Source organism: Pseudoduganella lutea, from assembly GCF_004209755.1.
Classification (GTDB): Bacteria; Pseudomonadota; Gammaproteobacteria; order Burkholderiales; family Burkholderiaceae_D; genus Rugamonas; species Rugamonas lutea.
In genome coordinates this window covers 5,113,520-5,126,337 of sequence record NZ_CP035913.1, presented here as the reverse complement: position 1 = coordinate 5,126,337, position 12,818 = coordinate 5,113,520, and the positions used below count along the sequence as shown (strand labels likewise).

The 12,818-nt window shown below is 64.3% G+C and carries 11 protein-coding genes and 8 tRNA genes; 2 read left to right on the top strand and 17 right to left on the bottom strand.

The window, feature by feature from the left end; genetic code table 11:
* Positions 1-54: 54 nt before the first annotated feature.
* Positions 55-864: an AraC family transcriptional regulator gene (locus EWM63_RS21935; RefSeq protein ID WP_130188431.1), complete on the top strand. Its 810-nt coding sequence runs from the start codon at positions 55-57 to the stop codon at positions 862-864.
* A 320-nt stretch (positions 865-1,184) separates the two neighbouring features.
* Here EWM63_RS21935 and EWM63_RS21930 read toward each other — a convergent pair whose 3' ends face one another.
* From EWM63_RS21930 to gltX, 17 genes are all read right to left on the bottom strand, one after another.
* Complete coding sequence (locus tag EWM63_RS21930) at positions 1,185-1,760, bottom strand: elongation factor P (RefSeq protein WP_130188430.1); 576 nt, start codon at positions 1,758-1,760, stop codon at positions 1,185-1,187.
* A gap of 67 nt (positions 1,761-1,827) precedes the next feature.
* A complete protein-coding gene (earP, locus tag EWM63_RS21925) occupies positions 1,828-3,033 on the bottom strand; it encodes an elongation factor P maturation arginine rhamnosyltransferase EarP (protein ID WP_130188429.1) in 1,206 nt (401 codons plus the stop codon).
* 108 nt (positions 3,034-3,141) lie between these two features.
* Positions 3,142-3,217, bottom strand: a tRNA-Glu gene (locus EWM63_RS21920).
* A 101-nt stretch (positions 3,218-3,318) separates the two neighbouring features.
* Positions 3,319-3,394: transfer RNA gene (locus EWM63_RS21915), tRNA-Glu, on the bottom strand.
* A 107-nt stretch (positions 3,395-3,501) separates the two neighbouring features.
* On the bottom strand, positions 3,502-3,807 hold the full coding sequence (locus tag EWM63_RS21910) for a cytochrome C oxidase subunit IV family protein (protein ID WP_130188428.1): 306 nt from the start codon (positions 3,805-3,807) through the stop codon (positions 3,502-3,504).
* A gap of 10 nt (positions 3,808-3,817) precedes the next feature.
* Positions 3,818-4,516: a heme-copper oxidase subunit III family protein gene (locus EWM63_RS21905; RefSeq protein ID WP_130190537.1), complete on the bottom strand. Its 699-nt coding sequence runs from the start codon at positions 4,514-4,516 to the stop codon at positions 3,818-3,820.
* 10 nt (positions 4,517-4,526) lie between these two features.
* Positions 4,527-5,192, bottom strand: coding sequence for a cytochrome c oxidase subunit 3 (locus EWM63_RS21900; RefSeq protein WP_229487422.1), 666 nt, complete (start codon positions 5,190-5,192; stop codon positions 4,527-4,529).
* Positions 5,189-7,051, bottom strand: coding sequence for a cytochrome c oxidase subunit I (gene ctaD, locus EWM63_RS21895; protein ID WP_130188427.1), 1,863 nt, complete (start codon positions 7,049-7,051; stop codon positions 5,189-5,191). The genes EWM63_RS21900 and ctaD overlap by 4 nt, the downstream gene beginning before the upstream one ends.
* A gap of 39 nt (positions 7,052-7,090) precedes the next feature.
* Complete coding sequence (locus EWM63_RS21890) at positions 7,091-8,206, bottom strand: cytochrome c oxidase subunit II (protein WP_207221130.1); 1,116 nt, start codon at positions 8,204-8,206, stop codon at positions 7,091-7,093.
* A 7-nt stretch (positions 8,207-8,213) separates the two neighbouring features.
* Complete coding sequence (locus EWM63_RS21885) at positions 8,214-8,783, bottom strand: hypothetical protein (RefSeq protein WP_229487421.1); 570 nt, start codon at positions 8,781-8,783, stop codon at positions 8,214-8,216.
* Positions 8,784-8,974: 191 nt separating this feature from the next.
* A tRNA-Glu gene (locus tag EWM63_RS21880) sits at positions 8,975-9,050 on the bottom strand.
* Between the two features lie 40 nt (positions 9,051-9,090).
* Positions 9,091-9,166 (bottom strand) — tRNA-Ala (locus tag EWM63_RS21875).
* A 42-nt stretch (positions 9,167-9,208) separates the two neighbouring features.
* A tRNA-Glu gene (locus EWM63_RS21870) sits at positions 9,209-9,284 on the bottom strand.
* Between the two features lie 42 nt (positions 9,285-9,326).
* A tRNA-Ala gene (locus EWM63_RS21865) sits at positions 9,327-9,402 on the bottom strand.
* A gap of 117 nt (positions 9,403-9,519) precedes the next feature.
* Positions 9,520-9,595, bottom strand: a tRNA-Glu gene (locus EWM63_RS21860).
* Positions 9,596-9,639: 44 nt separating this feature from the next.
* A tRNA-Ala gene (locus tag EWM63_RS21855) sits at positions 9,640-9,715 on the bottom strand.
* Positions 9,716-9,779: 64 nt separating this feature from the next.
* On the bottom strand, positions 9,780-11,201 hold the full coding sequence (gene gltX / locus EWM63_RS21850; protein ID WP_130188426.1) for a glutamate--tRNA ligase: 1,422 nt from the start codon (positions 11,199-11,201) through the stop codon (positions 9,780-9,782).
* Between the two features lie 87 nt (positions 11,202-11,288).
* On the opposite strand from gltX, the gene EWM63_RS21845 reads away from it, so the two are divergent.
* Positions 11,289-12,764 carry a serine hydrolase domain-containing protein gene (locus tag EWM63_RS21845; RefSeq protein ID WP_130188425.1) on the top strand — a complete coding sequence of 492 codons (1,476 nt, stop codon included), beginning with the start codon at positions 11,289-11,291 and terminating at the stop codon, positions 12,762-12,764.
* Positions 12,765-12,818: the final 54 nt, after the last annotated feature.

Below are 12,818 nucleotides of genomic sequence, written 5' to 3'. Positions count from 1 at the left end.
GATATCGATGAAAGGTATGCCAGTGTAATATGTAGGGACCGAACGCTTCTTCCAATGATCGTCGCCAAAGTGACACTCCTGCCCTCGCCCCTCTATTGCCCCAGGTTTACAGCCCTGCCCCGCGCGGTCACCGCCGTGCCTTCCGAAGCGCAGCATGGCGAGCACGTGGTGCCGCACAGCCATCCCTGGGTACAACTGCTGTATGCCAGCGAGGGCGTGGTACGGGTACGCACGGGCCTGGGGGTGTGGATCATCCCGCCGCGGCGGGCGCTGCTGATCGCACCGGGCATCGTGCACGAGCTGACGATGCTTTCGCGCGTCAACATGCGCACGCTGTATATCGATGCCCAGGCCGCCGCCGGGCTTGTCGACGGGTGCCGCGTGCTGGAAGTCAGTGCCCTGCTGCGTGAGCTGATCCTGGCATTGTCGGCCGAGCCGGTGGACTATGCGGCCCCGGGCCGCGGTGAGCAGCTGGCGCAATTGATCCTGTCGGAACTGGCATCAATGGAAACCGTGCCGATCGCCGTCCCCTGGCCACGCGACCGGCGCCTGCGCGCGCTATGCACCGACATCATGGACCACCCTGGTAGCCGCCGGCCTCTCGAAGACCGCGCGCGCGATGCCGGCGCCAGCGCCCGCACGCTGATCCGGCTGTTTCCAAAAGAAACCGGGCTGCACTACCGGCAATGGGTGCAGCAGGTACACCTCGCCCACGCGTTCCCGTTGCTCGCGCGCGGCGAAAGCGTGGGCAGCATTGCCGCCACCCTCGGCTATGCGAGCCCCAGCGCCTTCACGAGCATGTTCCGGCGCCTGCTCGGCAAGACCCCGCAGCACTACCTGACCGAATGGCGCGGCCCCGCCTGACGTCCAGCCCTCCACTGCTGAGCTGGTTGTAAAGCAACACCAGGGACAGTCCCTCCAGAGGGGACTGTCCCCGAAGTTTTTGCAACACGTGACGCTGTGCGCGCCGTGCTCGTTCACCCCGGGGTCAGACCCCGATTTCAGGCAATATTGCTCTACTTCGGGGTCAGACCCCGGTTGCTGGCAATGTTTCCCGGAATCGGGGTCTGACCCCGGTTTCAGGAAACATTGCTGGACTGGGGGATTGGCGGATCTGACGCGTTATGGTGGGCGAAAAAAAAACGCTGCGCGAGGCAGCGTTCTTTGGAAGCGGCGCGAATGGCTTAGTTGCGGATCACGCGCTTGTATTCGTTGGTGCGGGTATCGATTTCGATGGAATCGTCCTGGCTCACGAACAGGGGAACCTGCACGGTGTGCTGCTTCGATTCGATCGCGTTTTCGATCTTGGCTTCCTTCAGCACGTTACCCGACGTATTGCCCTTGACGGCCGGTTCCGAGTAAACGATCTGGCGCACGATGGTGGTCGGCAGTTCAACGGAGATGGCCTTGCCGTCATAGAAAACGGCTTCGCATGCCATACCGTCTTTCAGGTAGTTCAGCGCGTCGCCCAGGTTTTCTTCTTCGATTTCGTACTGGTTGTACTCTTCATCCATGAACACGTACAGCGGATCGGCGAAGTACGAATAGGTCACCGGCTTCTTGTCCAGCACGACCACGTCGAATTTGTCGTCGCCGCGGAAGACGTTTTCCAGCGGAGCGTTCGTCAGAAGATTCTTCATCTTCCACTTGTAGGTGAAGCCCGTGCGGCTCGAACCATTGACGTCGGAGCGCAGCACGATGAAGGGCTTGGCGTCAACCATGATGATGTTGCCAACACGAATTTCTTTTGCGGGTTTCATAAGAGGGAGTACCTACTAAATATGGGTTTCAGTAACCGCTCATCATACCATGTTCTTGATACGGCGCCTATCGCACGGAACGTGCGAATGTCAGCAGATTCGACGCCAGGTCGCCATTTTCCAACAGCGCTTTTTGCCAATTGGCAGAGCGGCATGCCAATGGTTCGAGACTGCCGGACAAGGCTTGCCACAACGGCAGCCAATCCGTTTCCTCGACCACGCCATTCAAGGCCAGCATGAGTCGTTCAAGCGCGTTCGCATCCGGCCGGCCCGCAGCAGCATTATCCGGCGAGGCACCATCCAGCGCGGCGCCATATTGTGGCGCGCAATACCGTGCAATAAAGGCACGCAGTTTTTTATGGTGCAGGTTTTCATCCTGCGGATAAATATGCCAGGCAAATGGGCGGCCTGCCCATTGCGCCCGCACGAAGGAATCCTCGCCGCGCACGATATTGACATCGCACGCCCACAGCAACCGGTCGTAATCGGGCTGCGGCACGAACGGCAGCACGCGCACCGTGAGCATGCCCTGCGTGCGAACGGCGCCGGCCACCGGTTCGGCGCCAAGGAAAGCGCGCACCTCGTCCTTCGCCACACCCTCCGGCACCAGGCATGCCACCGGCGCCCCGCCCCGTTGCCATGCGTCGAACAGGCTCGCCACGGGTGCATGCGGATAGCAGAACAGCGATACCTTGCAGGCCGCCTGCTCGGCAGCGTCGAGGCCGAGGGCGCCCAGGAAGGCCGCCACCGCCGCAGGGTCCTGCTGGAACCGGTCGCGCTCGCCGAAGAGCCCGGCTTCGCGCGGCAGGCCGCCGGTCTTGCCCTTGAAACCAGGGAAAAAGAAATGCTTTGTCAGCGGCAGGCGCGGGTGCATGGATGGGAGCGTGTGGCAGCCTTCGACCCATTCCTCGGCCGTCAAGCCTTCCAGGTTCAGCCACACCGGCTTGACGGGCCGCTGCGCCATCGCCGTGACGTACCCGGGCGGGATGTCCACCGCGAAGAACTCGATGACGATGTCGGCGACATCTTCCGCGAAGTACGTGCCTTCCTGGTCGCGCCAGTGATAGACGGCGACGCCTTCCACCTGCTGGGCGGCCACGTGCGGATCGACCCGCGGGCAGATGCGGGCAAAGCTGTGCATGTCGTCGACCCACAGCGTTACGGCGATACCATGCTCGTGCACCAGTTGCCGCGCGAGGCGCCAGCAAATGCCGATGTCGCCATAGTTATCGACGACCTTGCAGAACAGCGCCAGCGTGACGGGTTGACTCATGAGCGGGGAAAGATGAAAAAGCAAAAAGCCGCAAAGAAAACTCTTTTGCGGCTTTTGCAGTGTGACTCGATATCAGTGCGACGCGATATCGGCATCACTGGATATTCTTGGCGTCCCCACGGGGATTCGAACCCCGGTACTCACCGTGAAAGGGTGATGTCCTAGGCCTCTAGACGATGGGGACCCTGGACTGGCTTTACTTGATCTGGCTTTACTTGATCTGGCTTTACTTATCTGACTTCGATCCGGCCGCATGAAACCGTATAAACCGATTCTTGCAAACCTTGGCGTCCCCACGGGGATTCGAACCCCGGTACTCACCGTGAAAGGGTGATGTCCTAGGCCTCTAGACGATGGGGACGTCGTAAAAGCGTGCGCGCATTATAGCACCGCGCTCGGCGCCGTTACAAGGGTGAAACTCGTACTGTCCGGCAAGGCGGGTTGCCGGCTGTGATTGCTGAGGCACGCTTACCGGACAGTGGCGCTACGCAGCGCGAAGACATAATCGGATTCCGCCGCCATCATGCCCGCCAGTACAAGCAGCGCCGCGGGCGGAATCACCACCACGCAGACCAGCGCCAGCCGCTCCCAGCGCAGGTGCATGAAGACGGCGACGATCAGCGCGGCCTTCGCCATCATGAGCGCCAGGATCAATGTCCATCGCAGCATGCCTTGCACGTGCAGCAGGTCGACAAGATAAGACAGGGCGCTGAGCACGAACAGCAGGCCCCACACCTTCAGGTACAACGCTACCGGATGCTGCTGCCCTTCCATTGCGACCTCCTTACCACAGGTAGAACAAGGCAAAGATGAAGACCCAGACCAGGTCGACGAAGTGCCAGTACAGCCCCGCGATCTCGACGATGCCATAGCCCTTGCGCTCATAGGCGCCGCGGGCCACGCGCCGCGCCACGATCGAGAGGTAGATCACCCCGGCCGTCACGTGCAAGCCGTGAAAACCCGTGATCATGAAGAAGCTGGCGCCGAACTGCGCCGCGCCCATCGGGTTGCCCCACGGCCGTACGCCTTCCGCGATCAGCTTGCTCCACTCGAAGACCTGCATGCCCACGAACAATGCCCCGAACGCGGCGGTCAGCGCCATCAGTGCGGCGCAGCGCCGCCGGTTGCCCCGGTAGGCGTAATTGACGGCCATCGCCATCGAGCCGCTGCTCGAGATCAGCACGAACGTCATGATCGCGATCAGGATCAGCGGCAGGTGCGCGCCGCCGATCGTCAGCGCGAAGACCTCGCTCGGGTTCGGCCACGGTGTCGTGCTGGCCATCCGCACCGCCATGTAGCCGGTGAGGAACGTGCCAAAGATGAAGGTATCGCTGAGCAGGAAGAACCACATCATCGCCTTGCCCCAGGGGACGTGGAACATCTGCCGGTCGCTGGACAGGTCGGCGGCAAGCGCGGGCCAGCCACGGCCTGATGGCACGGGCGCGGGCACAGGCGCGGCGGCGGCTTCTGGCTGTGTGGACATCATGCCTCCCTCAGCGCACCGTGATGCCGACCGCCGCGCACACGTCGCGCACCAGTTCCGGCGTCATGCCGAACAGCAGGCCGAACACCGCACACCACAGCACGAGCAAGGCGTGCCAATAGCGGGCACACAACGACAGAGCCTGGCCAAGCCGGACATCGTCGCCTTGCCGCGCACGCGCCAGCACCCAGGCGGCCGCCACCATGCCACCCATCACGTGCACCGCATGCAAACCGGTCAGCATGTAGAAGAACCCGGCGGCCGGCCCGGCCGTGATGTCGACCCGCTGCGCCGCCATGGCGGCCCAGGCCCACGATTGGCTCGCGACGAATGTGGCGGACAATCCCCACCCCAGCACGCCGAGCCGCCTGGCGCGCCGCGGGCACCGCCGCTGCGCCGCCCGCGCCCCGAACAGCAATGCCGCGTCGGCGGCGCCCAACAATGCCGTCGACAGCCACAACTGCCACGGCACGGGCGGCAGCAGGCGCCAGTCCTCGTAGCCGATACGCATCAGGTATGCCGCGCCGAACAGCGCGAACAGCATGCAGACGACACCGATGAATGTCCACAACCCCACTTCGCGGGTGCCGTACGGCGCCGGGCCGGAACCGGGCCAGTAGCCGTCCGGCTGGAACGGGCATCGTGGATCGCAATACCACAGCAGGCGCATCTTCATGTTCGTTGCCCTCCTTCGTTCGTGCCGGCCGGGCCCGGGGTCGGCTTGCTGGCGCGCCCTGTCTCATCGTCGAGCTCTTCCGGCCCCACGTTCTGCGGCAGGTAATCCTCGGACAGGGGCTCTTCCGGCCCGCCACGACCGTAGCCATACGGCCCGCGGTACACCACGGGCAATTGCGGCCCCCAATTGCCGTGCGCGGGCGGCGTTTGCGGCGTCTGCCATTCCAGGCTGCCGGCACGCCAGGGGTTGGCACCCGCGGGCTTGCCGCGCCGCGCGCTCCACGCGAGGTTTGCGAGGAACAGGAGTTGCGCGAGGCCGACGACGAGCGCGGCCACGGTGATGAACGCGTTCAACGATTGCGCCGATGGCGGGATGAAGTTGTAGTTGTCGTAGGCGTAGTAGCGGCGCGGCATGCCGAGCAGGCCCAGATAGTGCATCGGAAAGAAGATTGCGTACGCGCCCAGGAACGTGATCCAGAAATGCAGTTGCGCCAGCAGTTCGTGGTACATCCGCCCCGTGACCTTCGGGTACCAGTGGTAGAGGCCGCCGAACACGGCCAGCACCGGCGACACGCCCATCACCATGTGGAAATGGGCCACGACGAAATACGTGTTGGACAGCGGGATGTCCACGCTGACATTGCCCAGGAACAGGCCCGTCAGCCCGCCGATCAGGAAGGTGCTGATGAAGCCCAGCGCGAACAGCATCGGCACGGTCAGGTGGATGTCGCCGCGCCACAGGGTCAGTGTCCAGTTGTAGACCTTCAGTGCCGTGGGCACGGCGATCACGAGCGTGCTGACCGCGAAGAAGAAACCGAACCACGGGTGCATGCCGGACACGTACATGTGGTGCGCCCACACGACGAACGACAGCGCGCCGATGATCACGATCGCCCACACCATCATGCGGTAGCCGAAGATGCACTTGCGCGCGTGCACGCTGATCAGGTCGGAAATGATGCCGAACGCGGGCAGCGCCACGATATACACCTCGGGGTGGCCGAAAAACCAGAACAGGTGCTGGAACAGCAACGGGCTGCCGCCGCTGTAGCCCAGCGGCTGGCCCATCGACACGATCGCCGGCATGAAGAAGCTCGTGCCCACCACGCGGTCGAGCAGCATCATCACGCCGGACACGAACAGCGCGGGAAAGGCCAGCAGCGCGAGGATCGTGGCGATGAAGATCCCCCACACGGTCAGCGGCATGCGCATCAGCGTCATGCCGCGGGTGCGCGCCTGCAGGATCGTCGTCACGTAGTTGAGCCCGCCCATGGTGGCGGCGGCGATGAACACGAGCAGCGACACGAGCATGACGACGATGCCCCTCTCCACGCCCGGCGTGCCGGGCAGGATGGCCTGCGGCGGATACAGCGTCCAGCCCGCGCCCGTGGGCCCGCCCGGCACGAAGAAGCTGGCAATGAGGATCAGCACGGCTGCCAGGTAGAACCAGAAGCTGAGCATGTTCAGGTAGGGAAACACCATGTCGCGCGCGCCCACCATCAGCGGGATCAGGTAGTTGCCGAAGCCGCCCAGGAAGATCGCCGTCAGCAGGTAGATCACCATGATCATGCCGTGCATCGTGATGTACTGGTAATAGCTGGCCGGGTCGATGAACTCGAACTTCCCGGGAAAGCCCAGCTGCAGGCGCATCAGGTCGGACAGCACGATGCCGATCACCCCTACCACCAGCGCCGTCAGCGTGTACTGGATGGCGATCACTTTATGGTCCTGGCTCCACACGTAGCGCGTCCAGAACCCCGACGGGCCGTGCGCCGCGTGCGCATCGCCGCCGGCCTGGCCGGCCGGGCCCTCACCCTCGTCGTGCAATTCGCCGGGTCGATCCTTGATGTCGTCGGACATGTGCCCTCCACGGTGGCGGCGCAAAGCCTGGTGCGGAACTCAATGTACGGACTTGATGTATTCGACGACGGCCGCCAGCTCCGCATCGCTGAGCCCGGCCGGCGGCATCACGGGCGGATAGCCGCGCACGATGCTGGCCTGCGGCGCATTGATCGCCTGCTTCAGGTAAGCATCGTCCACCTTCACGGTGCCGCCGCCTTCCAGTGCCTCCGCGCTGCCATACAGGCCTTTCCACGACGGCCCCACGCCGCGGCTGCCATCCACGCTGTGGCACGCGATGCAGCCCTTTTGCTGCGCAAGAAGCCGCCCCACCTTGCCGGGTTCCGCCGGGCCGCCCGGGGCGCCCGCCACACCGCCGGGCCCGGCGCCGCCGCCGAAGGTCGGCTGCTTCGCCACCCAGTCCGCATATGCAGCGGGTTCGTCGATGACGACCCAGCTGCGCATGTTCGAATGCCCCACGCCGCACAGCTGCGCGCACAGCACCTCGTAGCGCCCGGTGCGCTCGGGTGTGAACCAGAACTGCGTGGTCATGCCGGGCACCATGTTCATGCGGGTGCGGAATTGCGGCACGTAGAAATCGTGCAGCACATCCTGCGCGCGCAGCTGCGCGCGCACCGGGCGGTTCAGTGGCAGGTGCAGCTCCTCGCCCTGCACCAGCACGTCATCCTGGCCGCGGGCATCCTGCGGATCGATGCCGAAAGGATTCGTGGCCGTGATGAAGCGTGTCTCCGCGGCGCCCAGCCTGCCATCCCGCCCCGGTAAGCGGTAGTGCCACTGCCATTGCCGGCCCATCACTTCGAATACCTGCGCATCGGGCGGCGGATCGATCAGGCGCGCATACACCGTGAGGCCCGGCGCCAGCAGGCCGATGATGGCGGCCGTGGTGATGCCGATCAGCCACCATTCGAGCTTGCGATTGCCATGCTCGGCCGAGGCCCGGTGCCCGGCGCGGTGCCGAAAGCGCACCAGCGCATAGGCGACAAACAGGTGCAGCGCGACGAACGCCACACCCGTGAGGACGAAGGTCAGCCACAGCGCATCGTCCATCGCATGCCAGTTCGACGCGATCTGCGTGACCTGCCAGGGGCTGGCGAAGTGGAACACCACCGCCCCGACAGCAATCAGCACGAGGACCCACGCCATCGCAATGGCCATGGCCGCCTCAGCGCCGCCGTTCCAGCACGCGGTAGATGAGCCCCGCCATTACCCCGAATTCGACGTGGCCCAGCACGGTCACCCATCCCCGCATTTCGGCGAACCAGGGCAGCACGCTCGTGATCACATAGAAATTGAACAGATACAGCAGCAGGCCGAACACTGCACCGGACACGACGGCCATGACGACACTGGAATCGAGACGGAACGGTGCCATGAGCGCGGCGAGCACAAGGCCGAAGAAGGTACCGAGCAGGTAATGGACGGAGAGCGCGGCAACGACCACTTCGAGGCTGTAGCCGCCCACTTGCAGCACAGGCGAACCGAGCACCATGGCGGCAACCAGCCGCGGCGTGCGCCAAGGATCGGTGCCGAAGGCGGCCGCGAAGGCCAGCTCGATCACCATCACGATGCCGCCGGCACCAAAGCCGGCCAGGGCGCCGATCACCCAGTCGGGCTCGCGCGCCGCCCAGCGGTGCGACTGCAGACGCACGCCGTGGAAATATGAACCGAGAACCGAGCGCAAGTTCGAGCCCAGATGCGACCCGAGGTTGGCTCCATGCCTGTGATGTTCCATATGCGCCTCCTCAATGCATGCACAACGAGGGATACTTTGAGTGTAGGCCGGAACCGTGCCGGAGCAAGGAGAGAATTTTTTATTGGAAGGGGAACTACGGGGGAACTTCGCGGGAACCTCGGCGGTGCCACGGAAGAATGCTGCGGACAACAAAAAAGCCGCGCATGGCGGCTTCATCACTGGTACTGCTCTGGCGTCCCCACGGGGATTCGAACCCCGGTACTCACCGTGAAAGGGTGATGTCCTAGGCCTCTAGACGATGGGGACCGCGGACTTCCGATACTGCTGCTACTGCTTGTCTGCTCCGTGGTGGAGGTAAGCGGGATCGAACCGCTGACCTCTTGCATGCCATGCAAGCGCTCTCCCAGCTGAGCTATACCCCCTCTGGACCAGACAATCTAATGCCACTTCTGCTGCCATGCTGCTGGCGTCCCCACGGGGATTCGAACCCCGGTACTCACCGTGAAAGGGTGATGTCCTAGGCCTCTAGACGATGGGGACCCTGGACTGCCGCTACAACCACTACATCTTCATCTGCGCCGTTGGTGGAGGTAAGCGGGATCGAACCGCTGACCTCTTGCATGCCATGCAAGCGCTCTCCCAGCTGAGCTATACCCCCTGGCACAGACAAAATAAAAGCCGCTTTCGCGACCTTTGTTACCACCGCCGCGACTGGCATTACAACGTGCCGCGACAGTTACAACAAACTTCGACTACCACTACAACTGCCAAATCTTGGCGTCCCCACGGGGATTCGAACCCCGGTACTCACCGTGAAAGGGTGATGTCCTAGGCCTCTAGACGATGGGGACCCGGAACTACCGTACTGCTTTACCACTCTACATCTTCGCCAAACTGGTGGAGGTAAGCGGGATCGAACCGCTGACCTCTTGCATGCCATGCAAGCGCTCTCCCAGCTGAGCTATACCCCCGTTTGCGAAGAGACAGAAGTATAGCAGCGGTTTGAGAAAACGCAAATACCCGAATGAAAGATTTTCAGAGGTATTTCCCCACGCGGGCCAGCACCACATCGCGGCCAAACAACTGCAGCACGGCGTCGATTGCCGGCGTCTGCAACTGGCCCGTGATGATGAGGCGCAGCGGCATGGCCAGCTGTGGCATCTTCAAACCATTGGCGGCCAGTACCTCCTTGATCATCGCGGCGATCGCTTCCTTGGTCCACTCGACCGTGGCGATGCGCTCGGCGAACAGGGCCAGCGCCGGCTTCACGGCATCGGTGAAGTGCTGCGTCATCAGCGCGGCGTCCGGCTGCGGGTCGCGGTAGAACAGCATGGCCGCATCGGCCAGTTCGTTGACGGTATTGGCGCGCTCCTTGAACAGCGCCAGCACGGTGGCCACCTCAGGTGCACCATCGAACGCCGCACCCGCTTCGACCATGCGCGGTCGTGCCAGTTCAGCCAGGCGCGCATTGTCGGCCTGCTTGATCCAGTGGTTGTTCAGCCAGGCCAGCTTTTCATTGTTGAACTGCGCCGGCGACGCCGTCAGGTGTTCGAGGTTGAACCATTCGCAGAACTGTGCCATCGAGAACACCTCATCGTCGCCATGGCTCCAGCCCAGGCGCGCCAGGTAGTTCAGCATCGCTTCCGGCAGGAAGCCCTGCGCCGGGTATTCCATCACGCTGACGGCGCCGTGGCGCTTCGACAGCTTCTGGCCATCCGAACCGAGGATCATCGGCAGGTGGCCATAGGCGGGCAACTCGGCGCCGATCGCGCGCAGGATGTTGATCTGGCGGGGCGTGTTGTTCACGTGGTCGTCGCCGCGCAGCACGTGGGTGATGCGCATGTCCCAGTCATCCACGGCCACGCAGAAATTGTAGGTGGGCGTGCCATCGGTGCGGGCGATGACGAGGTCGTCCAGTTCCCGGTTGGAGATCGTGATCGGGCCTTTCACCACGTCGTTCCACGTGACGTCGCCGTCCAGCGGGTTCTTGAAACGCACGACCGGCTTGCGGCCTTCCGGAATGGCCGGCAGGGCCTTGCCCTCTTCCGGGCGCCAGGTACCGTCATAGCGCGGTTTTTCGCCGGCCGCGCGCAGGCGCTCGCGCATCGCTTCCACTTCTTCCGGCGTGCAGTAGCAGTGATAGGCGGTGCCCGCTTCCAGCATCTGGCCGATCACCTCGCGGTAGCGGTCCATCCGCTGCATCTGGTAGAACGGGCCTTCGTCATGGTCCAGGCCCAGCCACTGCATGCCGTCGATGATCGCCTGCACGGCTTCCGGCGTGGAGCGTTCCAGGTCGGTATCCTCGATGCGCAGCACGAAGGTGCCGCCGAAGTGGCGCGCGTAGGCCCACGAATACAGCGCCGTGCGGGCGCCGCCCAGGTGGAGGAAGCCGGTCGGGCTCGGGGCAAAACGGGTACGGACCGGGGTGGCTGGCGTGTTGGCTGGAGCAGAGGTCATTTCAGTCTGGGGCGATAGGTATAAAGGGGCTATTTTAACTCGCATCTGACTTATACTCGGACGTCCCCAGACTTGCGGAGCCCGCCCTTGAACCATCCATCGCGTTTGCTGCTCTTCCCCCTCCTGTGCTGTGCACTGCCCGCGCTGGCCGCCGACAGTCCCGGCCTCGCCGCCCGCATCGCCGCCGTCGAAACCGGCCTGCAGCCGGCCGTGGCGATCGCCGGTGCCCCGCCCGTGAAGCGGCGGCTGGCCGATGAAATGGCCCGGCTCGGCGTGCCGGGCGCCAGCATCGCCGTGATCCATGCCGGCGAGATCGAATGGGCAAAGGGCTATGGCGTGGTCACGCCGGGCGGCCCGACCGTCACGCCGGCCACGCTGTTCCAGGCCGGGTCGATCAGCAAGCCGGTCACCGCGCTGGCCGCGCTGAAGCTGGTGGAACACGGCACCCTGGCGCTGGACGCGGACATCAACGGCTACACGCGGTGGTGGAAGCTGCCGAACAATGTCGACGCTTCCCCGGTCACGCTGCGCCAGTTGCTGTCGCATACGGCCGGCACCACCGTGCACGGCTTTCCCGGCTACGCGGCGGGCGCGAAGGTGCCCACGCTGGTGCAGCTGCTGAATGGCGCGGCGCCATCGAATTCGCGTGGCGTGCATGTGTCGACGAAGCCCGGCACGAAGTGGCGCTATTCGGGCGGCGGCTATGAAGTCATCCAGTACGTGATCGAAGAACGTACGAAGGGCGGTATGAAAGGCGATACGAAAGGCGGCACGAAGGGCGATTTCGCAAGGCTGCTGCACGATGCCGTGCTGGCCCCCCTGGCGATGAACGACAGCACGTTTGCCCAGCCGCTGCCGCCGGCACTGCTGGCGCGTGCCGCCCTGCCCCACGACGCGGCCGGCAAGCCGATCGCTGGCGGACCGCACACGTATCCGGAACTGGCGGCCGCGGGCCTGTGGTCCACGCCGTCCGACCTGGCGAAGCTGGCGATCGAAGTGAAACTGTCGGCGGCGGGCCAGTCGAACAAGGTCCTGTCGCAATCGATGACGCAGCTGATGCTGACGCCGGTGCTGGAGAACTTCGGCCTCGGCTGGCGCATCGACGGCACGGGCCAGGCACAGTCGTTCAGCCACGGCGGCGCCAACGCGGGCTACCAGAACGTGCTGGTTGCCTACACGGAACGGGGCGACGGCGTGGTGGTGATGACCAACGGCGACCGCGGCGGCGAACTGGCCGGCGACCTGGTGCGCGCCGTCGCCACCGCCTACGAGTGGCCGACGCAGCGCGCCAAAGTGCGCACCGCCATCGCCACGCCGGCCGCCGCGCTGGCGGCACTGCCTGGAAAATACGTGATCGACGGGATGGGTGACTTCACCATCGCCCGCAGTGGCGACGGGCTCACCGTCGCGCTGCGCGACGGCGCAACGGAAGCGCTGCATGCGGCGCCGGACGGCAGCTGGTTCGTCACGTCGATGGAAGCGCAACTGCGTTTCGCCCCCACCAACGACCGCGGGCGCATCACGGCGCCGGGTCTCGATACGGCGTTCGACAAGGCAAAGTAGGCGCAGTGCGTGTTCCACGAGCACGGTCCGGCAAGGCGCCGGGCCGAACGATTG